Origin of the sequence: Flagellimonas rhodophyticola (assembly GCF_049332665.1) — a bacterium.
Lineage (GTDB): Bacteria > Bacteroidota > Bacteroidia > Flavobacteriales > Flavobacteriaceae > Flagellimonas.
The window spans coordinates 966,991-986,606 of record NZ_CP186326.1 but is presented as its reverse complement, the minus strand read 5'-3'; the positions used below and the strand labels follow the sequence as shown (position 1 = coordinate 986,606).

Sequence of the window (19,616 nt, the reverse complement as noted above, 5' to 3'; positions counted from 1 at the left end):
TTTTAATGAAGAAGATTAGAAATTTTTGCATTATTGCACATATTGACCATGGTAAGAGTACCTTGGCAGATCGTCTTTTGGACTTTACCGGTTCTGTGACCGAACGCGAGAAACAAGACCAACTTTTGGACAATATGGATTTGGAACGAGAGCGGGGCATTACCATAAAAAGTCACGCCATCCAAATGGAGTATGAATACAACGGAGAGACCTATATTTTGAATTTAATTGATACTCCGGGACATGTTGATTTCTCCTACGAAGTTTCACGTTCCATTGCTGCCTGCGAAGGAGCTCTTTTAGTTGTAGATGCTGCGCAGAGCATTCAAGCGCAGACCATTTCCAATTTGTATTTGGCTTTGGAGAATGACTTAGAAATTATACCGGTACTCAATAAGGTCGATTTACCAAGTGCAAATCCAGAAGAGGTAACAGATGATATTGTCGATCTATTGGGGTGTAATGCGGAGGAAGTGATTCCCGCAAGTGCCAAAACCGGAATTGGAATAGAAGAAATTCTCGCAGCAATTATTGAACGTGTACCTCCGCCAGAAGGCAATCCTGATGAGTCACTTCAGGCATTGGTTTTCGATTCTGTTTACAATCCTTTTCGAGGAGTGGAAACCTATTTTAGAGTCATCAATGGTGAAATTAAGAAAGGTCAAAAGATAAAATTTGTTGCCACTAACAAGGATTATTTTGCCGATGAAATAGGCACCTTAAAATTGACTCAATTTCCAAAGCTTACTATTTCCACAGGAGATGTTGGGTATTTGATAACGGGAATTAAAGACGCTCGCGAAGTAAAAGTCGGTGATACAATTACCGATGCTGCTAAACCAACACAGAATGCAATTGAAGGTTTTGAAGATGTAAAACCAATGGTTTTCGCAGGCATTTACCCTGTCGACACGGAAGATTTTGAGGAATTGCGTTCTTCTATGGAAAAACTTCAGTTGAACGATGCTTCTCTTGTATTTACTCCGGAAAGTAGTGCTGCCCTTGGTTTTGGTTTCCGTTGTGGTTTTCTAGGTATGTTGCATATGGAAATTATCCAAGAACGCCTGGAACGCGAATTTAACATGACAGTCATCACCACAGTTCCCAATGTTAGCTATCATGCCTACACGACCAGAGATAGAGAGACCGCTTTCATTGTAAACAACCCTTCAGACCTGCCAGACCCCTCCACGGTTGATCGCGTAGAGGAACCCTATATCAAGGCAACAATCATTACCAAGTCTGATTTTGTGGGTAATGTAATGTCACTTTGTATTGAAAAGCGAGGACAGATTACGAATCAAACTTATTTGACAACGGAAAGGGTAGAACTTATTTTTGATATGCCCTTGGCTGAAATCGTTTTCGATTTTTACGATCGATTAAAAACCGTTTCAAAGGGGTATGCCTCTTTCGATTATACCCCAATAGGTATGCGAACTTCCAAATTGGTCCGAGTGGATATTCTTTTAAACGCGCAACCTGTTGACGCTCTATCGGCATTGGTTCATTTTGATAATGCTCACACCATTGGAAAAAAGATGTGTGAAAAGTTAAAAGAGCTTATTCCAAGACAACAGTTTGATATCCCTATTCAAGCTGCTATAGGTTCTAAAATTATTTCAAGAGAGACCATAAAAGCTTTGCGAAAGGATGTAACCGCCAAGTGTTATGGAGGAGATATTTCTCGAAAGCGAAAACTACTTGAAAAGCAGAAAAAAGGTAAAAAGCGTATGCGCCAAGTGGGTAATGTTGAAATCCCCCAGCAAGCTTTTATGGCCGTTTTAAAACTTAACGATTAGACTTCTAAATCCAACTCACAGGCCAATTCAACGGCTAATTTTACTGAAAGTCCGCCTAACTCTTCTTCTGTAAGTGTTTCTGACACCCCATTTTCCGATGCCGTGTAAGTTCCATCTCCGTTATCGCAAATTTCAAACTTATTCCCAGCATTGGAAGTACAAGACTCACATTTAGATCCTCCATCATCGTCATTGGAACAACTTGCAAAAGTCAATGCAATTGCCAAGGTGGTTAAAAACAAAATCTTTTTCATTTTTAAAAGTTTTAGATAGTTACTTGAAACGAATATATTGGTATGGTTTTTCTATTCGACCTACAGATTTATGTATGGTCCAAACCAATTGATAGATGCTTTGCAAAGCAGGATTTTCTTAATAAGTGGTTATACAGCTAATCTTTTGTAACTTACTACACAGACGCCACCAGTGTGAATGACCAATCTCGAAAAATTCTCATTTGTGAGGACCATCAAATTGTTATAGATGGTCTGCGTTCCATTATCCAAGATTTTTCTGGTTTTGAAGTTGTCGATGCCGTCAATGGGTATTCAAATCTATATTCTTCTCTGGAAAAGTATGAGCCAAGTATTCTTTTGCTTGACTTAAATCTTCCACAGAAAAATGGTCTGGAAATTCTCCAAGAACTTAGAGGCAAAAACAATGATATCAAGGTTCTTATTCTTACCATGTACAACAAAAAAACAATTGTCAATAAGACCATTACCCATGGAGCAAACGGGTTTTTATTAAAAAATTGTTCTTCAGAAGATCTGCTGGACGCCTTGAATCATGTCTCCAAAGAAAGTGGTTTTTACTATGGGGAAGGTGTGGCAAAGAGCGCCAAGCCAGACCCATTAAAAGCGGATGAGTTTTATAAACGGATACAACTGACCCCAAGGGAAAAAGAGATTATTAAATATTTATGTGATGGCAATAAGGTGCCGGATATAGCTTCTGCTATGAGCATTAGCCCTTTAACTGTTGAAACCCATAAAAAAAATATCTACCGTAAACTTGGAGTAGATAGCAGTATTAAACTTGTAACCTTTGTGCATGAAAATCAATTGTTATAATACTTACTGGTTTCTCTTTTCTCTTTTTGCCGTTTGTTTCACTCCATTGCATGCTAATGACAGCATTGTTTTTCATGATGCTCGCTTTTCAAAAAACCTGAAAGATTTCGTCACCATTAATATTTCTAAAAAAAACGAAGGTCCTTTCTCAACCGATAAACTAGATCGCTTCACTTCCCTCGATGATAAACGATCTTTTTTCTACTTGGGTTTTGATGTAGCACAAGCCTATTCTAAGTTCACCTTAGAAAACCAATCAAACACATCCAAAGAAGTTATTTTGTCTTTTTCGTATCCTTTTCTTGAAGATGTAAGCGTATATAAAGTTGATCAAGGGGATTTAAAGCTGGAGGGAAGTGTTGGCATAAAGCTATTGAAACAGGCGGTAGAACGTACCTGGAAGGTCTCTATCACTTTGTTACCAAAGGAGAGGTCGCTGTACTATCTGGTTTTCAACAAATCTAAGGGCAAACCCTTGGCAACAGATATCATTGTTCAAGACAGCGACACCTATTACAACACCCATACCTTTCAAAGTGTGGCCATTGGCTCCTATGCCGGACTTGTGCTATTGTCTCTTCTTTTTACAACCCTCATTTTTGTTTTTATAAAGCGAACACTGTTTTTATTATATGGTCTTTACCTGACCATCTTGTTGGTTTTTATCGGTTCGTATCTTGGTTATACCAATTTGTTGTTACCTCCTGAATCCTTGGACGTAGGACGCGCCATTTATGTGATTTCCATTGAGCTCTCCACTGCTGTTTTCATTCTTTTTGCTCAACAAGTGCTCATGGCAAAAAAGTATTTACCAAAACTCAAAAGAAGTGTTGAATTTGTAATTATTTTTCAATTTGCCTTTCGGATTTTTCTGCATTTTATGGCCAACTCAATGTATGCGGCCCAAGTTGAACTATTTATGAAGCTTTGGTATTTGACAATTCTGTTTTTAATCATCGCTCTGGTTTTTGAGGTTTTAGTTTACCTAAAGCACAACAAAAAAATAGGAGCTTATTTTGCGATTTCTTATTTGTTCATGGCGATTGGATCCATATTGCTGGTGCTTTATCATAGTTTCGGTCTCTTAAAGTTTTCATTTTACGGTCTTCCTGGAATTTTTTATGCGTCTGCCCTAGAAGTTTGTTTTCTTACCGCCACATTGACACTGGTGGTCGGGCAGATCTATCAGGAACGAAATTCCCTTGCCAACAAACTTGTACTTCAACAACAAAAATTTTTAAATGCTTTTGTTCAGGGGCAAGAAGACGAACGCAAACGTGTTGGCAGTGAGCTACATGACAATATTGGAAGTAAAATCTCTAACTTGAAAAGGTTGTTCAGTACCAAATATTCCGATGAAAAAATGCAAAAAGAATTTGATGACATTTGTGAGGATGTTAGAACGGTGGCCCATAGCATTACCCCTGCTGAAATTTCGCTTGTTGGACTCTCAGGTGCCATTGACGAATTATTGGAGACCATTGAAAAAACGGAACAGTTGACCATAAATTTCAACACCTTTCAATTCCCCGAAAATCTGAACGAAGGAATTTCCACACATTTGTTTAGAATTGTGCAGGAACTACTCCAAAATGTTATCAAGCATGCCAATGCATCTTGTGTTGACATTCAATTATTTGGACATAAGAACTCCGTTACCCTAAGCTTTGAAGATGATGGTCAGGGAGTTGCGCAAAAAAACACCTCTTCCGGTATTGGTCTAAAAAACATTAGATCAAGGGTGACCCAAATGAATGGGCAACTTCTTTTTGACTCCCTCCCTGACAAAGGCACTTCGGTCTTAGTCATAATTCCTACAAAATATACCTGAGTTCTGGTATTGTTTCATCTGCTATAATAGCTTCTATTTGGTTTACTATAAATCAATAAGCCATGAAATTCTATATTTCTTCCAAAATACTGACAACATTCTTACTATGCCTTTTTCTATGCAATGGTTATTCTCAGGAAACAGATGAAAAGGAAAAAGACGCTCTTAGACAAAAAATTGCTAACAGAGTAGAAGAAGAATACGAACACATTAAGAATGCATTTCAGGATATGTTCCGAAAGGCAAATGCTGCTTATAAAAATACAAATGCTCAAACTTGTGATGCTTTTGATTATGTTAAAAATCTAAAAGAACACAGTATTATAGTGTATGGTTTCACTCAAGAAACCCGCAGTATGTTACGCCATAAACTTAGTTCTATGAATTCAGATGCAAATAAACTCAATCTAGAGGGGAGCTTTGATAGAGGAAATTTTAAAACCCTTGAAGACAAGCTATTGATTAGCTCTAGTAATTCAAATAGTTTCGCTGAATTTGTATCACTATTTGCTGGACAAAGTATTGGCGATTTAAGTAAAAATGATGCAGAATCTCTAAGGCGTAAGTATGATCAATCAAAGTTGATGAAATCGTTTAGCTTGGATGATAGTTATAATTATGGAGACCACATTTTATTTAGCAAAAATTGTAACGTATTTGTTGACCATGATATCTCCGAAACCGGAAAAAAATATCCCAACACTAAGTGGTTGTTCACTTCCAAAATAACATACAACTGCGGTTGTAAGGAAGGTTCAAACAAAAGCACATTGAACAAAGCAACTTACACCTACACAGCCAAAACAACATCCCTAGAAACTGCATTCGATTTTACATTTAATGGCACTGTTTCAGATGCAAAATTATCAATAAGTAATGTGGTTTGCTGCCCAGAAAAAACAGAAACAGAAAAAACTTCAAGCGAGGTACCCACGGAAGAATCCAAGCATTTTATAGAGGACACCCGAGATATCTTTTTGAACAATCCACAAGCCAATGAAAGTGCGGTTTCTGAAGCATCAGATGAAGAAGGGTCTTTTTTCAGGGAAGCGGGCTCCTTTTCCTATGGAGTTTACCTTGGAAAACCTATTGGTGACGAGGCAGATTTCTTTGGATTTACATATGGAGCAGAAGTCGGTTATTTCCAAAACCTTAGTGATAAGTTCCAACTAGGTGCAACCGCAGGTTATGCAAGATATACGGGAAAAGAAACCGATTTTGGTTTTGAAACTGAAGGGGAAAACTTTATACCCCTTACGGCTAAAGCAAGATATAATTTTAGCGATGCCTTTGGTGCCGAAGCTGGCGTGGGGTATGCTATTTCTGCAAGTGAAGGAGGGGAAGGCGGCCTTATCTATAGTCTTGGCCCCTTTTGGAGACCTCTTGAAGCAATAGTACTTTTTGTAGGATATCGCAGTATTGCTTTTGGAGAAGGCAGTCTAGGCGCCTTAATGCTAAGCGGAAGTGTCTCACTCTCAAAAAAATAACACTAAAGCAATTATATAATAACCAAACTTCAACAATATGAAACCCACATTCCGTAATTCCATTATTCTATTTAGCTTATTGTTCTTGGTATGCATCGTTGCTGCCAATGCACAAAGAAAAGAGGAAACCACTCAAGATGTTCCAATTTCAGTAGACGAAATTACTGAAGAGGATTTGGAGAAAGCATTTAATTCATATTATGCAGGAGTAGGCGTAGGTGTGCCCTCCGGAAGTCTTGGTGAGGCCGCCTCCTTTCTGTACGGTGCATTTGGGGGGTATTCTTTCAAAGTATCTAAAGGTTTTAGTGCCGGTCCGGAAGTCAACTATACCCATTTTGTTGGAAAAGATCGAGACTTTGGTGATATTACCGTAGAGGGCGAAGGTTTCGATTTTTTAGGAGTAAGTGCTAGAGTTGATTACCGTCTAAGTGATACATTTGGAGTGGGCGCCAATTACGGATATGGCACTTATTTGGAAGAGAACTCTGATTTTGAAGATTATATTAGTATAGGCCTTGACATACGTCCAATCCCAGGACTTATTATTAGGCCAGAAATTACTTTTCAAAACGAGAGTGAATTGTACAGTGTTAGGGTTTCTCGCACCTTCTAATCGTTGACCAGAATTGGTAAGCTTTAATCCATTTCAAACATTTTTCCAAGGTAGACCAGTTTGTGCCCTTCTCCATTAGGAGTAAAATCTTTGCGATTTGCTGGAATGATATCAATACTCCCTTTGGGCGATTTGGTAAATACCGGAATAATATCATAATCCTTTAGGGTTATGTCAATAAGGCTATCATAATGCGACTTGTCCTTTATGTCAATTTCATGGATGGTCGGATGTTTCCGAACCGCATCCATAAGTTTGATAAAGTCATCGGTATGCGAAAAAAGTCCATCTGCAGGAGTATTCTCAGGGTCGTTGATTTCTTCAGAATTGACCAATCGAAAAGCGCCATTCTCACCGAACTGGTCCTTAAACTTATCAATGGCGAATTTGTTGATATCAGAATTCCCGGTTAAGGCCATAAGGTATCCCATATCATTCAATTCAATATTATCCGTTAACGTATCAGAAAAAATGTTCGCGGACATGGCTTCCAAACCTAGGCTTTTAGCCTTTTCAACATTAGTGTCATTATTGTCGATGAGAACTACATGTCGGTTGTTCTTTTTGAGGTAATTCCCTATCAACCTCGACACTTTTGATGCTCCAATAATCAAGATTCCCTCGGATTTTGTCAAGAACACACCTATCATCTTGGCAAAAAGTCGTGCTGTTGTTGCGTTTAAAAGAACTGTTCCCAGAACAACCATAAACACTAAAGGCGTAATGTATTCTGCGCCGGGTACACCTTTTGCCAATAACTTTGACCCAAATAATGAAGCAATACCAGCAGCCACAATACCACGTGGTCCCACCCATCCTATAAAGAGTTTTTCATTCAATTTTAATCCAGAACCCTTTGTACTTAAAAAGACCCCCAACGGCCTAATAATAAAAACAATGATCGCAAAAAGAAGGGCCGTGTTCCAGTTGAAAATCAACATCATGTCACTAATATTGATATTGGCTGCCAATAGTATAAACAGGATGGAAATTAAAAGTACACTCAAAGACTCTTTAAAATAGAGCAATTCTTTAAGGTTGGGAAGATTCATGTTCCCAAGCACCATTCCCATAACAACCACGGCCAACAGGCCAGATTCGTGGGCAAATAGGTCTGACTCTACAAATACTAAAAGCACCACTGAGAGTGACACCACATTCATTAAGTAATGGGGAATAAAGTTCTTTTTGATTGCAAATGCCAATGCGTGTGCAAAGGTGAATCCAAAAGTGGTTCCGAACAACAATATCTTACCAAATTCTACCAAGGCGGTCTGGGTAAAAGCACTACCCTCACCTACACTGATAAACTCAAATACCAATACTGCTACCAATGCCCCAATGGGGTCGATTAGGATTCCCTCCCATTTTAAAACCGCGGAGACGTCCTTTTTCAATGGAATGTTTCGAAGTATCGGTGTAATTACCGTCGGTCCAGTAACAATGATCAATGCCGAGAACAGAAAGGAAATCTGCCATGTAAGTCCAAAAATATAATGAGCGGCAACTCCTGCCCCAAAAAAGGTGACTATAGAACCGAGTGTGATAAGTTTGGTAATAACGGGGCCCACGTTTTTAATCTCAGCACGCTTTAGGGTAAGACCTCCTTCAAAAAGGATGATACTAATAGCAAGTGAGACAAAGTAATACAACCCCTCGCCAGGGAACAATCCTTTTTCTCCATTCCAAATAGGCTCTATGAGCTTTGTGCCATCTTCCGTATATAGGGTGGCAATAGGACCAACCAATAGGCCAATTAATATTAGTGGTAAAATGGCTGGTAATTTAAATCGCCATGCAACCCATTGTGCAATAATTCCAAGAATAATTATTCCAGCAAGTTCGAGCATTGAAATAGTTTTTCTGAAATTTACTGTTTTTCCGTGAAAAATTTGACTAAACTGAAAAACCACCGATATCTCTTAATACATTAAGTGGTATATTGGCGACTATCTTTAAAAGAGAATTCTTGAATTCACCATTTAAAACCGTCTTATTTGGGTTTGCCTTTTCCCCTTCTTTGAAAATAAATATCATGGAGACCGCCAGAATAGCCTATTTTTTTCAGGCTAAATTACTGCTACTACATGTTGGCGAAAAAACAGAGGAAAAAGAAAAGGAAATTCTTGGAATCCTATCACAAATCGAACATAAAAATCTTGAATTCTCCATTGAGTGGAAAAATGGGAAGCCAGATGAGGTTTTATTGGAAACCTGCAAAACTTCTGATATTGACCTTCTAATTCTTGGAGCTCTTCAGCATGAAAATCTTTATCAGTTCTATATTGGATCCATAGCCAGAAAATTGACACGAAAAGTTTGCTGTTCCGTATTGCTATTGATAAAACCTTCTAAAGAACGGGTACCTTGTAAACATGTGGTGGTAAATGGGTTGGAAGATGAAGGAACTGCCCTGGCAATTTCAAATGCCGTTTTTGTATCAAACGCCTTGGGAGCCAAACAATTGACCATTGTGGAAGAAATCCGACAAAAAGAGGTAGCCGTGAACATTGAAGATGATAAGTCTCTTAAAAAAGCCTCCATTCAAAAGGAGCGCCTACGACATCGGGAAGATTCACGCGTTCGAAAACTTTTAAAATCAATCCCAGAAAGATATTTGGAAAATCTGAAGATCAAAACCCAGAGTATTTTTGGAAAACGAGGGTACTCTATAGGTCACTATGCCGAGGTGGTCCGAGCAGACCTTTTGGTAATGAATGCACCAAAAAAAATAGGTTTGTTGGATCGGATTTTTCCACACGATATCGAATATATACTTTCTGATTTACCAACCGACCTGCTCATAGTTAGAAAAAACAATTGACTTCAAAAACCCACCATAAAAAACATTTTATCCAAGATCTTCCTAAAAACCTGTTTTCGGGTTTTGTGGTTTCGTTGATTGCCCTGCCACTAGGTCTCGGTCTGGCTATTGCAAGTGATGCTCCGCCCATTTCCGGAATCATCGCAGCAATTGTGGGAGGAACCGTAGTCGCAATTTTAGGTGGATCCAATGTTACCATCACTGGACCTGGAAACGGATTGGTCATAGTGCTTTTAGGAGCCATTACCACATTGGGTGCGGGTGACCTTTATCAAGGTTATTTGTTTACGCTGGCCGCGATTGTAGTTTCGGGGGTTTTAATGTTGTTGCTTGGCTTTTTAAAAATGGGTCGTCTTGCTGATTTTTTCCCTGCTTCGGCCGTTGAAGGTATGTTAGCTGCAATAGGTTGGGGCATCCTTGCAAAACAGTTTCATATTATGATTGGCCATAACAATGAACATGGAAGCATAGTTCAATTGTTGGCGCAGATTCCAAATGGACTGACAGATCTTTTCCAAAATGGGACAACGGAAGAACTAGTAGCCGCAGGAATTGGGATCATCAGTCTTTTCATTATGGTGTTCTATTCAAAAATTAGAAACCAATATTTTCAACTGATTCCAGCTCCCATGTGGATTTTGATTTTATCAGTTGGCTTTAGCTATTCTTTCGGATGGTTGAACATCCCATTCCCAATGGATCCTTCGTATCTTATTTCTATTCCTGAAAATGTGCTTTCAAACCTCGCTTTTCCCGATTTTTCAAAAGCACTGACTAAAGAGTTTATGGTTAGTGTGTTCGCAATAACCCTAATCGCAAGTATCGAATCGTTATTAAGCATTAAAGCGGTTGATAAATTGGACCCTCAAAGTAGACGCTCCAATGTAAATAAGGATTTAAAAGCTTTAGGGTTTGCAACCTCTCTGAGTGGTCTGGTAGGAGGATTAAACGTGGTCACGGTAATTGCGAGAAGCTCAGTTAACGTAAATAATGGAGCTACAAACCGATCAGCTAACCTTTTTCACGCTTCTTTTTTGGTTATTTTTATTCTTTTGTTCCAAGAACAACTCAAAAAGATTCCTTTGGCAGCTTTGGCCGCAATTTTGGTATACACCGGATATAAGCTCGCCACTCCCAAGACTTTCAGGAAGATTGCAAAAATCGGAAAGGAACAGATTGTCATTTTCTTGGCAACATTACTGACTACCCTATTTACAAATCTCATAACGGGTATCGGCGTAGGTATACTTACCACTTTGCTTATCCATATTATCATTAACAGAAGTACCTTTTTGTTTGTAGGGAATCTTTTTAAACCCAATGTGCTGCTTTTTCAAGAGCATGAGGACAAGAATTATTATGTGAGTGTAAAATACTTCTGCAGTTTCCTCAATTTTTTCAAGCTAAAAAATAAATTGGATGCTATTCCCGAAGATCAAAATGTAATTGTTGATTTTTCCTTGTGTGGATTTGTAGATCACACAGCAATGGAAGGCTTGGAATCTTATATGCACGTTTTTTCCAAAAAAGGAGGAAGTATAGAGATTGTTGGGCTGGACAAGCACGGAACCGATTCGAAACATCCTTTTGCAATTCGAAAAATAATTCCGCTCGAAACTTTAAAACCCATTGAAAAATACTTTACACGAAGACAGACGCATTTAAAAGAAACCACCACTGAACTTGGGTGGAACTATCGTGCCCAAAAAAATATTGAGACTTCCTTTCTATCAGATTTCATCTTCTTCAAAACACGGGAAATTAGTTATTTGTATAACCATCTTATTGACGAAAAAGACCATTGTTCCGTATTTGATATTGAATTCACTGAGGGAGCTTTTGTAGCCAAAGAGGTTATCAAATCAACCGTAATGCACATTGAACTGCGGCAAAGATTTCCGGTCTTCACTTTGGATAAAGAAGGACTACTCGAGCGAATTTACAAGTTGGCAGGATTTAAGGACATCACCATTGACAATCACCCCGATTTTAACCGTAGATTCTTTTTAAGTGGTGAAAAAACCACGCAGATTCAAGGGCTTTTTCATGACGAACTCATTCTGTTTTTGGAGAGCAATCCCTATTACCATATAGAATCCAATGGAAATTCCCTGCTGATTCTAAAAAAAGAACGCTTGTTGAGTGTACAGGAAATCAAGGCCATGATTTATTTTGGTTTACAGCTTCAAAAACTCTTAAATCAATTCCCAGAAGACTAACTTTGTTAAAATACGGCCAATAATCCGATGTTTTTTAACCTTTTGCATTAAGCTTTTCTTATTTTGCACGGCATTTATTTTCTGAATGACTATTTATCCTGTTGAGACCGGTAATTTTAAACTAGATGGGGGCGCAATGTTTGGAGTTGTCCCAAAATCCATCTGGAATAGAACCAATCCGGCCGATTCTAACAACATGATAGACCTTGCAGCCAGATGTCTGCTTATTGAAGATGGGGATAAACTTATTCTTATAGATAATGGTCTGGGCAATAAGCAATCTGAAAAGTTTTTTAGCTATTATTACCGCTGGGGAAATCATTCTTTAGACAATTCTTTAAAAGAACTTGGGTTCCGAAGAGATGATATTACCGATGTTTTTTTGACCCATTTACATTTTGATCATTGCGGAGGAAGTATCCAATGGAACAAAGACAGAACCGGCTACGAGCCTGCATTTAAAAATGCTAGTTTTTGGACCAACAAAGAGCATTGGGAATGGGCCACGAACCCAAATGCTCGGGAAAAGGCATCTTTTCTGAAAGAAAACCTTCTTCCGATGCAGGAAAGCGGGCAGCTAAATTTTGTCAAACGCGACAAGGTTTCTCAGCTTGAAAATTCAGAATTGGGATTTGGTATCCTTTTTGTAGATGGACATACAGAAAAAATGATGCTTCCACAAGTAAATTATAAAGGAAAAACTATTGTATTCATGGCGGACCTGATTCCAACAGCGGGACATATCCCTTTGCCATATGTTATGGGATACGATACTAGACCTTTACTGACTTTGGAAGAAAAGGCGCAATTTTTAAACCATGCGGCGGAAAACAAATTGCTATTGTTCTTTGAACATGATGCACACAATCAACTGTGCACCCTAAAACAAACGGAAAAAGGGGTGCGATTGGACGAATTGTTTTCTTTCGATGAAATATTCAATTCACAATAAAGTTTTACATTTCAATAAAATAAGTTCTATGAATATCAAATACTCAAAGCTGCCATTTGCCTCGCTTTTCTTTTCAATCTTTTTGATGGGATGTGGCGCTACCACTTTAGTGTCTACTCCGGTTGCAAATATTGATGCCGTTCCTTTAAAAATTTCAGAGTTGTCCGAATCCCAAAAGAAAACTTGGGGACATGCTGATTTAATTTCAGACACCATCCCCGGTATGAGTGTGGACAAAGCATACAAAGAAATCATCAAAAATAGACGTGGAAATACCGTTGTCGTAGCGGTTGTCGATTCAGGAATGGACCTAGAGCATGAAGATTTAGATGATGTGCTTTGGACCAATAAGGGAGAAAAGCCCAATAACGGAAAAGATGATGATGGCAATGGATATGTTGATGATATTCACGGATATAATTTTTTAGGTGAAGCCTACCATGAGCAATTGGAGTATGTGCGAATGCTACGATTGAATATCGGTGATGCCTCTGCTAGGGCAAAAGCGCGTCTTAAACTTGATTCTGAGTATCCCAAAGCGGTTCAAAACAAACAGCAATACGAGCAAATTTTCCAAGTGGTAAAAAATGCGGATGATGCTGTTAAGAAAGAATTGGGTAAGAGCTCCTACACCAAAAAGGAATTAATGGCTATCGAGGCCAAAACGGAGGAAATGAAGCAGAATATTGCGGTGTTGAACCAAATGTTCTCCTATGGAGAAAGTATTCCAAGTGTTATCGAAGAACTTAACGAAGGCATTACCTATTTCACCGAACAGGTGAACTATAACCTCAACAAAGATTTTAATGGAAGAACGCCTGTTGGGGATAAGCCATATGATTTTACTGACAAATCATATGGTAATGGAAATCCAAAGAACAGAGTGGATACCGAAAGTCACGGAACGCACGTAGCTGGAATTATCGCCGCTGAACGCAACAATGGAAAAGGAGTAAATGGGGTGGCCAAAAACGTACAGCTGATGAGCTTAAGAGCTGTTCCAAATGGAGATGAATACGATAAAGACATTGCTCTGGCGATTAGATATGCGGTGGACAATGGAGCTAAAATTATCAACTGTAGTTTTGGAAAATCGTTCTCACCAAATGCGCAGTGGGTTTATGATGCTATTAAATATGCTGCATCTCGTGACGTACTTATTGTACATGCTGCAGGAAACGATGGAGACAATTTGGATGACGCCGAAAACCCGAATTTTCCTAACGATCATAACTATGGAAGCACAGAATTTACCAATAACGTAATTACCGTTGGCGCACTAACCAGTAGTTATGGTTCTAAAATGGTGGCTTCATTTTCAAATTACGGCTTGCAGAACGTGGATGTTTTTGCACCAGGAGATGACATATACTCTACTTTACCCAATAACGATTATGATTTTCAAGGAGGAACCTCAATGGCCGCTCCTGCTGTAGCAGGCGTAGCGGCACTTATCAGATCATACTATCCGCAGCTTTCCGCTTCTCAGGTAAAGCAGGTAATTATTGAATCTGGCTTAAGTTCCAAAGCTTCTGTTATTGTTTCGGGAGATCCTGAAAATGCCACAACTTTCAATACTATTTCAAAATCCGGAAAAATGGTCAATGCCTATAACGCCCTTATTATGGCTGATAATATTTCAAAAGGTAAAATGACTTTGACCAAGAACACAAAATAAAATGAGAAAAGCTTTTTTATCCGTTTTCACATTATTGGGCGCCACAATTATCCTGAATGCCCAAAACAACACTTCGTATTGGCAACAGCATGTAGACTATACCATGGATGTCAATATGGACGTTAAAACATTTCAATACGCAGGGACCCAAAAATTGGTCTACACTAACAACTCTCCTGATGTACTGAATCGGGTGTATTATCATTTGTATTTTAATGCATTTCAACCTGGGAGTGAAATGGATGCTCGACTTCAAAGCGTAAAGGATCCTGATAAGCGGATGATGAAGGATGGAAAAAGTAGGATTGCATCCCTTTCAGAAAGTGAAATTGGTTATTTGCACGTAAAAACGTTAACCCAAGATGGAACCCCTGTTTCATTTAATGAGGAGGGAACCATCCTAGTGGTTGAATTGGCAAATCCCATTCCGGCAGGTGGAAAAACCGTTTTGGATATGGAATTCAATGGACAAGTTCCTTTGCAGATTAGAAGATCTGGAAGAAACAGTGCAGAAGGTGTTGCACTATCCATGAGCCAGTGGTACCCAAAGCTATCTGAATATGATTTTGAAGGGTGGCACCCCAATGCATATATCGCAAGGGAATTTCATGGTGTATGGGGTAACTTTGATGTAAAATTGACTATAGATAAAGACTACACCGTAGGCGGATCTGGCTATCTGCAAAACCCTCAAGAAATAGGACACGGTTATGAAGCTCCTGGAACTTCAGTAAAAACCAAAGGAAAAACGCTCACTTGGCATTTTAACGCGCCTAATGTGCATGATTTTATGTGGGCCGCAGATCCAGAATACATTCATGATTCAGTGGCTATGGAAGATGGACCAACACTTCACTTTCTATATAAAAATGACCCTGAAATCATTGATAATTGGAAAAAATTGCAGCCCAAAACGGAAGAGACCATGCGCTTTTTCAGTAAAAACATAGGTAAATATCCCTACGAACAATATTCTGTGATTCAAGGTGGAGACGGAGGTATGGAATATGCCATGAGCACCTTGATTACAGGCAAAAGAAGTTTCGGCAGCCTTGTTGGGGTTACCGTGCATGAAATGGCTCATTCGTGGTTTCAACACATTTTGGCGACAAATGAATCCAAATATGAATGGATGGATGAAGGCTTTACCTCATTCATAAGCAGCCTTTGCATGAATGAAATCATGAAAGAAGGCAAGGAAAATCCTTTTGAAGGCTCATACAAAGGATACTATGCTTTGGTGAATTCTGGTTTGGAAAAACCACAGACTTCGCATGCCGATCGCTTCGCGACAAATTTCGCCTATGGCATTGGAGCTTATAGCAAAGGATCTATTTTTCTTTCGCAGTTGGGATATATTATTGGTCAGGATAAATTAATGGAAACCATTCAAAAATATTATGAAGATTTCAAATTCAAACATCCTGTGCCAAACGATATCAAGAGAACAGCAGAAAAAGTTTCAGGAATGGAATTGGATTGGTATTTGACCGACTGGACCCAGACTACCAACACCATCGATTATTCCATTAAAAGTGTGGAATCGGAAGGACAAAAAACAAAGGTTGTCCTGGAACGTATCGGCGACATGCCTATGCCTTTAGACATATTGGTGGTAAACTCCGATGGTACGCAGGAAATCTATTATGTTCCATTACGCATGATGCGCGGAGAAAAAGAGAATCCTTATCCCAATCTAAAAAGAACTGTTTTGGAAGATTGGGCATGGGCACATCAAACCTATGGGTTTACAATAGATAAGCCTGTTGGGACGATAAAAGCCATTGTCCTTGATCCTTCACAACTTATGGCAGATGTGGATGGAGAAAATAACGTGCATCAGAAACTTCTTGATTAATCGGTATTACTTATTTACTTGTATCTTGACCGAAGAAAGTCGAATAGCTTCCCTAAAGGGAAAAGTTTGATATGGATTCAAAAGATGTAACTTTCCCAGTAAAGGAAAAACTCAAAAACAGAAAGGTTATTGAGCAACTCTTTGTTGAAGGACAAGGAATCACCGAATTTCCCATAAAACTACTTTACATAAAATCAGATTTTGAGGATGACACCAAGATTAAAGTAGGTGTTGTTGCCCCAAAAAAGAAATTCAAAAGCGCGGTAAAGCGAAATCGCGTAAAACGTTTATTACGCGAGGCCTATCGATTGAATAAGCATTCCGTTTTTAACAAGATTGAGGGAAATTTTGCGTTTCTATTTTTATATCTTGGTAATACCATACCCAATTTTGATGAAGTTGATCGCTCCATAAACACGCTTTTGGAAGCATTTCTAAAGAAAGAATTCGATGAAAAAAACAATACTCAATAAAAAATTTATAATCCCCGTTGTAGCCGTTGCCTTTTTGGCCGTCGGAAGTAGTTTCAAGAGTGACTTCTTTGAAATCGCGAAGCAGATTGAGATTTTTACCACACTCTTCAAGGAACTCAACATGAATTATGTGGATGAGACCAATCCTGCAGAGCTCATGGATTCGGCAATTAAGAACATGCTGGATGAATTGGATCCTTATACACGGTTCTTAAACGAACAAGATGTTGAAGCCTATAAAATCAATAATGCCGGAGAGTATTCGGGGATTGGGGCCTTGGTGCGTTCTTACGAAAGCAAATTGGTCATTGTTGAACCCTATAAAGATTATCCTGCGGACAAGGCCGGCCTAAAAGCTGGTGATGAAATCATTAAAATTGGCGACATCAAGGTTTCTGACTTTGATGACAACGCAAGCGAACTGCTTAAAGGAGCAAACAACACCAGTGTCGACATTACTTTTGTAAGACAAGGTCAGACCAAAACGGCTACCCTAAAACGGGAAGGTGTAGAAGTGGATGCAGTTCCGTTTTATGATATGATCGACGATAACACGGGATATATCGTGCTTTCAAAATTTAATAGAAAGGCTTCATCCCAGACGAAATCCGCTATCCAAGACCTAAAGGGAAAAGGTGCTGAAAAATTAGTGTTGGATTTACGCGGAAATCCAGGAGGACTTCTTACCGAGGCCATCAATGTGACCAATCTTTTTGTCGACAAGGGAGAGCTTATTGTTACCACAAAATCCAAAGTCAAAAAATTCAATCAGGAGTATAAGACCAAAAACCAACCTGAAGATTTGGATATTCCTTTGGTTGTTCTTGTAAATGGTAGAAGTGCATCCGCAAGTGAGATAGTTTCAGGTGGCCTGCAAGATTTGGATCGCGCCGTAATCATGGGAGCTAGAAGCTTTGGAAAAGGTTTGGTTCAGCGTCCATTAAAACTCACCTATGGAACACAATTAAAAGTTACCATTTCGCGATATTATACTCCTTCCGGACGTTGTATCCAATCATTGGACTATTGGAACAGGGATAATGAGGGAAATGCAGTTAGAAATACTGATTTCAAGGAGTTCACCACAAGAAATGGACGAAGAGTGCAAGATGGAGGAGGCGTAATGCCCGACATTGAAATTGCTTCTCTAAAATCGAATACCTTAATCGATGCCTTGCAACAGAACAGTGTTGTGTTTGATTTTGCGACGGACTATTACTATGATAATTCCGTTGAATCTGTAAATGATTTTGAATTTTCCAATGCTGATTTTGACGCTTTTAAACAATATGCACAGGCTCAGAATTTTTCGTTTCGAACGGAAACCGAGGAAATCCTGGAGGAAGCTATAAACGGAGATGAACATTTGCTCGGCCCTTCCGTTCAAGAAAAATACAAAGACTTACTACTTGCCGTGAACAAGGGCAAAATTCTAGCGCTAGATACCTATCAAAAAGAGATTCAGAAAAATCTTGAAGATGAAATTATCAAACGATATTTTTATAGAGAAGGACTTTATCAGTATTATTTAAAACATGATGATGCCATTTTGGCCGCTAAGGAGTTATTGAATGATAGGACAAAATATAATGGTATCCTGCAATAGTCTATGTGCCTTAAGTTTCGTATTTTCTTTCTTTCTTTTATAGCAGTTTCCTTTTTACATGCACAAGATTCATTTGAAAAAGGAATAGTTCATGATTCAATTTTGGTCACTGGAGCAGAAAAAGAAACGTTTGCGCTTTACCTTCCAAAATCATTCAACGAAAATCAGCTAAGTTCCATTGTTTTTATTTTTGAGCCAGCCGCTAGAGGAGCTATAGGTATTCAACCTTTCATTACAGTTTCGGAAAAGTACGGACACATCTTAGTTTGCTCGAACAACTCAAGAAATGGACCTTACAACCGTAACTTTGAAATCGCCAATAGATTATTTAAGTACATTTTTTCCCGATTCAGTATTAATGAAAGTGAGATGTACCTTTCTGGTTTTTCAGGAGGTTCCCGATTAGCAAGTGCCATAGCATCTTTGACCGATAAATTTGCAGGTGTAGTAGGTTGTGGAGCCGGCTTCTCCTACATTCAGGAACAAATGCCAGCCGCACAGGCATACTCTTATGTGGGACTTTGCGGTGATCGTGATATGAATTTTAGGGAAATGCAGGAAAACAAAGACTACCTCAAACTAATAAAATTCAATAGCACCCTAATCACCTATGACGATGAGCATAGGTGGCCGCCTCAAAATCAAATCCTCCGGGCGTTTGATTGGTTACACCTTCAAAAACTTAAAAAGGAAACTTCGGCTTCGGATAAAATTCTAAGTCAATATCATGCCGATTACACTTTGTTTAAACAGTTTATGGAAGACCAAAAACTATTATTGGCTTCAGAACAGAGTGAACGTATGTTGAAAGATTACAAACATTTGTTAGAAACGGATAGTCTATCAAAACAGCACGCAAAACTTTTAAGATCTAAGGTTTACAAAAAACAAAAAACTGCACTTTCTAATGCATTGAAAAGAGAAATTAAGCTTGCTGATAGATTAAGGCCCAAACTTTCCAATGATTTTGAAAACCCAAATGATGTTGATTTTGATTGGTGGAAAAAAGAGTTTGAGAAACTAAATGAGCTCATTGAAAAAGACGATAGTGATGAAATTCGTAAAATGGCATATCGCGTGAGGTTTGATCTTTTTGCCAAGATTTATTCTCGAAGAAATAGCTCGGTGTATGATCAAAATCCAGAACTTTCCGAATTGATAAACCAGTTTTTGGGAATGCTACGTGCCTCCTCCAAATAA

General features: G+C 38.8%; 15 protein-coding genes. 13 read left to right on the top strand and 2 right to left on the bottom strand.

Annotation, left to right across the window (positions count from 1 at the left end):
• The first annotated feature begins 5 nt into the window (after positions 1-5).
• Positions 6-1,802 carry a translation elongation factor 4 gene (gene lepA / locus ACOKFG_RS04515; protein ID WP_299171612.1) on the top strand — a complete coding sequence of 599 codons (1,797 nt, stop codon included), beginning with the start codon at positions 6-8 and terminating at the stop codon, positions 1,800-1,802.
• Here the strand turns inward: lepA and ACOKFG_RS04510 are convergent.
• Positions 1,799-2,056: a hypothetical protein gene (locus tag ACOKFG_RS04510; RefSeq protein ID WP_422861920.1), complete on the bottom strand. Its 258-nt coding sequence runs from the start codon at positions 2,054-2,056 to the stop codon at positions 1,799-1,801. The two genes, lepA and ACOKFG_RS04510, sit on opposite strands and share 4 nt — an antisense overlap.
• A gap of 174 nt (positions 2,057-2,230) precedes the next feature.
• On the opposite strand from ACOKFG_RS04510, the gene ACOKFG_RS04505 reads away from it, so the two are divergent.
• From ACOKFG_RS04505 to ACOKFG_RS04490, 4 genes are all read left to right on the top strand, one after another.
• Positions 2,231-2,875 carry a response regulator transcription factor gene (locus ACOKFG_RS04505; RefSeq protein WP_299171608.1) on the top strand — a complete coding sequence of 215 codons (645 nt, stop codon included), beginning with the start codon at positions 2,231-2,233 and terminating at the stop codon, positions 2,873-2,875.
• Positions 2,856-4,706, top strand: a complete 1,851-nt coding sequence (locus ACOKFG_RS04500) for an ATP-binding protein (RefSeq protein WP_422861919.1) — start codon at positions 2,856-2,858, stop codon at positions 4,704-4,706. The genes ACOKFG_RS04505 and ACOKFG_RS04500 overlap by 20 nt, the downstream gene beginning before the upstream one ends.
• 62 nt (positions 4,707-4,768) lie before the next feature.
• Positions 4,769-6,193 (top strand): hypothetical protein, encoded by a 1,425-nt coding sequence (locus ACOKFG_RS04495; protein WP_299171602.1) that lies wholly within the window; start codon positions 4,769-4,771, stop codon positions 6,191-6,193.
• Positions 6,194-6,230: 37 nt separating this feature from the next.
• Complete coding sequence (locus ACOKFG_RS04490) at positions 6,231-6,806, top strand: outer membrane beta-barrel protein (protein WP_299171600.1); 576 nt, start codon at positions 6,231-6,233, stop codon at positions 6,804-6,806.
• Between the two features lie 23 nt (positions 6,807-6,829).
• On the opposite strand, the gene ACOKFG_RS04485 is transcribed toward ACOKFG_RS04490, so the two are convergent.
• Entirely contained in the window at positions 6,830-8,656 is a 1,827-nt protein-coding gene (locus tag ACOKFG_RS04485) for a sodium:proton antiporter (protein WP_299171597.1), read from the bottom strand.
• A 185-nt stretch (positions 8,657-8,841) separates the two neighbouring features.
• On the opposite strand from ACOKFG_RS04485, the gene ACOKFG_RS04480 reads away from it, so the two are divergent.
• The 8 genes from ACOKFG_RS04480 to ACOKFG_RS04445 all read left to right on the top strand — a co-directional run bounded on the left by ACOKFG_RS04480 (position 8,842) and on the right by ACOKFG_RS04445 (position 19,616).
• Positions 8,842-9,630 carry a universal stress protein gene (locus ACOKFG_RS04480; protein ID WP_299171593.1) on the top strand — a complete coding sequence of 263 codons (789 nt, stop codon included), beginning with the start codon at positions 8,842-8,844 and terminating at the stop codon, positions 9,628-9,630.
• Positions 9,627-11,849 carry a SulP family inorganic anion transporter gene (locus tag ACOKFG_RS04475; protein ID WP_422861918.1) on the top strand — a complete coding sequence of 741 codons (2,223 nt, stop codon included), beginning with the start codon at positions 9,627-9,629 and terminating at the stop codon, positions 11,847-11,849. The genes ACOKFG_RS04480 and ACOKFG_RS04475 overlap by 4 nt, the downstream gene beginning before the upstream one ends.
• Positions 11,850-11,934: 85 nt before the next feature.
• Complete coding sequence (locus tag ACOKFG_RS04470; RefSeq protein WP_422861917.1) at positions 11,935-12,801, top strand: MBL fold metallo-hydrolase; 867 nt, start codon at positions 11,935-11,937, stop codon at positions 12,799-12,801.
• A 28-nt stretch (positions 12,802-12,829) separates the two neighbouring features.
• Complete coding sequence (locus ACOKFG_RS04465) at positions 12,830-14,479, top strand: S8 family peptidase (RefSeq protein ID WP_422861916.1); 1,650 nt, start codon at positions 12,830-12,832, stop codon at positions 14,477-14,479.
• A gap of 1 nt (position 14,480) precedes the next feature.
• Positions 14,481-16,337, top strand: coding sequence for a M1 family metallopeptidase (locus ACOKFG_RS04460; protein ID WP_422861915.1), 1,857 nt, complete (start codon positions 14,481-14,483; stop codon positions 16,335-16,337).
• Positions 16,338-16,408: 71 nt separating this feature from the next.
• Positions 16,409-16,810: a ribonuclease P protein component gene (gene rnpA, locus ACOKFG_RS04455; RefSeq protein ID WP_299486702.1), complete on the top strand. Its 402-nt coding sequence runs from the start codon at positions 16,409-16,411 to the stop codon at positions 16,808-16,810.
• Positions 16,788-18,416 (top strand): S41 family peptidase, encoded by a 1,629-nt coding sequence (locus ACOKFG_RS04450; RefSeq protein WP_299486705.1) that lies wholly within the window; start codon positions 16,788-16,790, stop codon positions 18,414-18,416. Before rnpA ends, ACOKFG_RS04450 begins: the two co-directional genes overlap by 23 nt.
• A gap of 3 nt (positions 18,417-18,419) precedes the next feature.
• Positions 18,420-19,616 carry a hypothetical protein gene (locus ACOKFG_RS04445; RefSeq protein WP_299486708.1) on the top strand — a complete coding sequence of 399 codons (1,197 nt, stop codon included), beginning with the start codon at positions 18,420-18,422 and terminating at the stop codon, positions 19,614-19,616.

Bases quoted from the DNA above. Each gene is read 5' to 3' on its own strand.
- ACOKFG_RS04445 (WP_299486708.1), top strand. From the start codon at position 18,420: ATGTGCCTTAAGTTTCGTATTTTCTTTCTTTCTTTTATAGCAGTTTCC.
- ACOKFG_RS04470 (WP_422861917.1), top strand. From the start codon at position 11,935: ATGACTATTTATCCTGTTGAGACCGGTAATTTTAAACTAGATGGGGGC.
- ACOKFG_RS04460 (WP_422861915.1), top strand. From the start codon at position 14,481: ATGAGAAAAGCTTTTTTATCCGTTTTCACATTATTGGGCGCCACAATT.
- ACOKFG_RS04510 (WP_422861920.1), bottom strand. From the start codon at position 2,056: ATGAAAAAGATTTTGTTTTTAACCACCTTGGCAATTGCATTGACTTTT.
- ACOKFG_RS04500 (WP_422861919.1), top strand. From the start codon at position 2,856: ATGAAAATCAATTGTTATAATACTTACTGGTTTCTCTTTTCTCTTTTT.
- lepA (WP_299171612.1), top strand. From the start codon at position 6: ATGAAGAAGATTAGAAATTTTTGCATTATTGCACATATTGACCATGGT.
- ACOKFG_RS04485 (WP_299171597.1), bottom strand. From the start codon at position 8,656: ATGCTCGAACTTGCTGGAATAATTATTCTTGGAATTATTGCACAATGG.
- ACOKFG_RS04490 (WP_299171600.1), top strand. From the start codon at position 6,231: ATGAAACCCACATTCCGTAATTCCATTATTCTATTTAGCTTATTGTTC.
- ACOKFG_RS04495 (WP_299171602.1), top strand. From the start codon at position 4,769: ATGAAATTCTATATTTCTTCCAAAATACTGACAACATTCTTACTATGC.
- ACOKFG_RS04450 (WP_299486705.1), top strand. From the start codon at position 16,788: ATGAAAAAAACAATACTCAATAAAAAATTTATAATCCCCGTTGTAGCC.
- ACOKFG_RS04465 (WP_422861916.1), top strand. From the start codon at position 12,830: ATGAATATCAAATACTCAAAGCTGCCATTTGCCTCGCTTTTCTTTTCA.
- ACOKFG_RS04480 (WP_299171593.1), top strand. From the start codon at position 8,842: ATGGAGACCGCCAGAATAGCCTATTTTTTTCAGGCTAAATTACTGCTA.
- rnpA (WP_299486702.1), top strand. From the start codon at position 16,409: ATGGATTCAAAAGATGTAACTTTCCCAGTAAAGGAAAAACTCAAAAAC.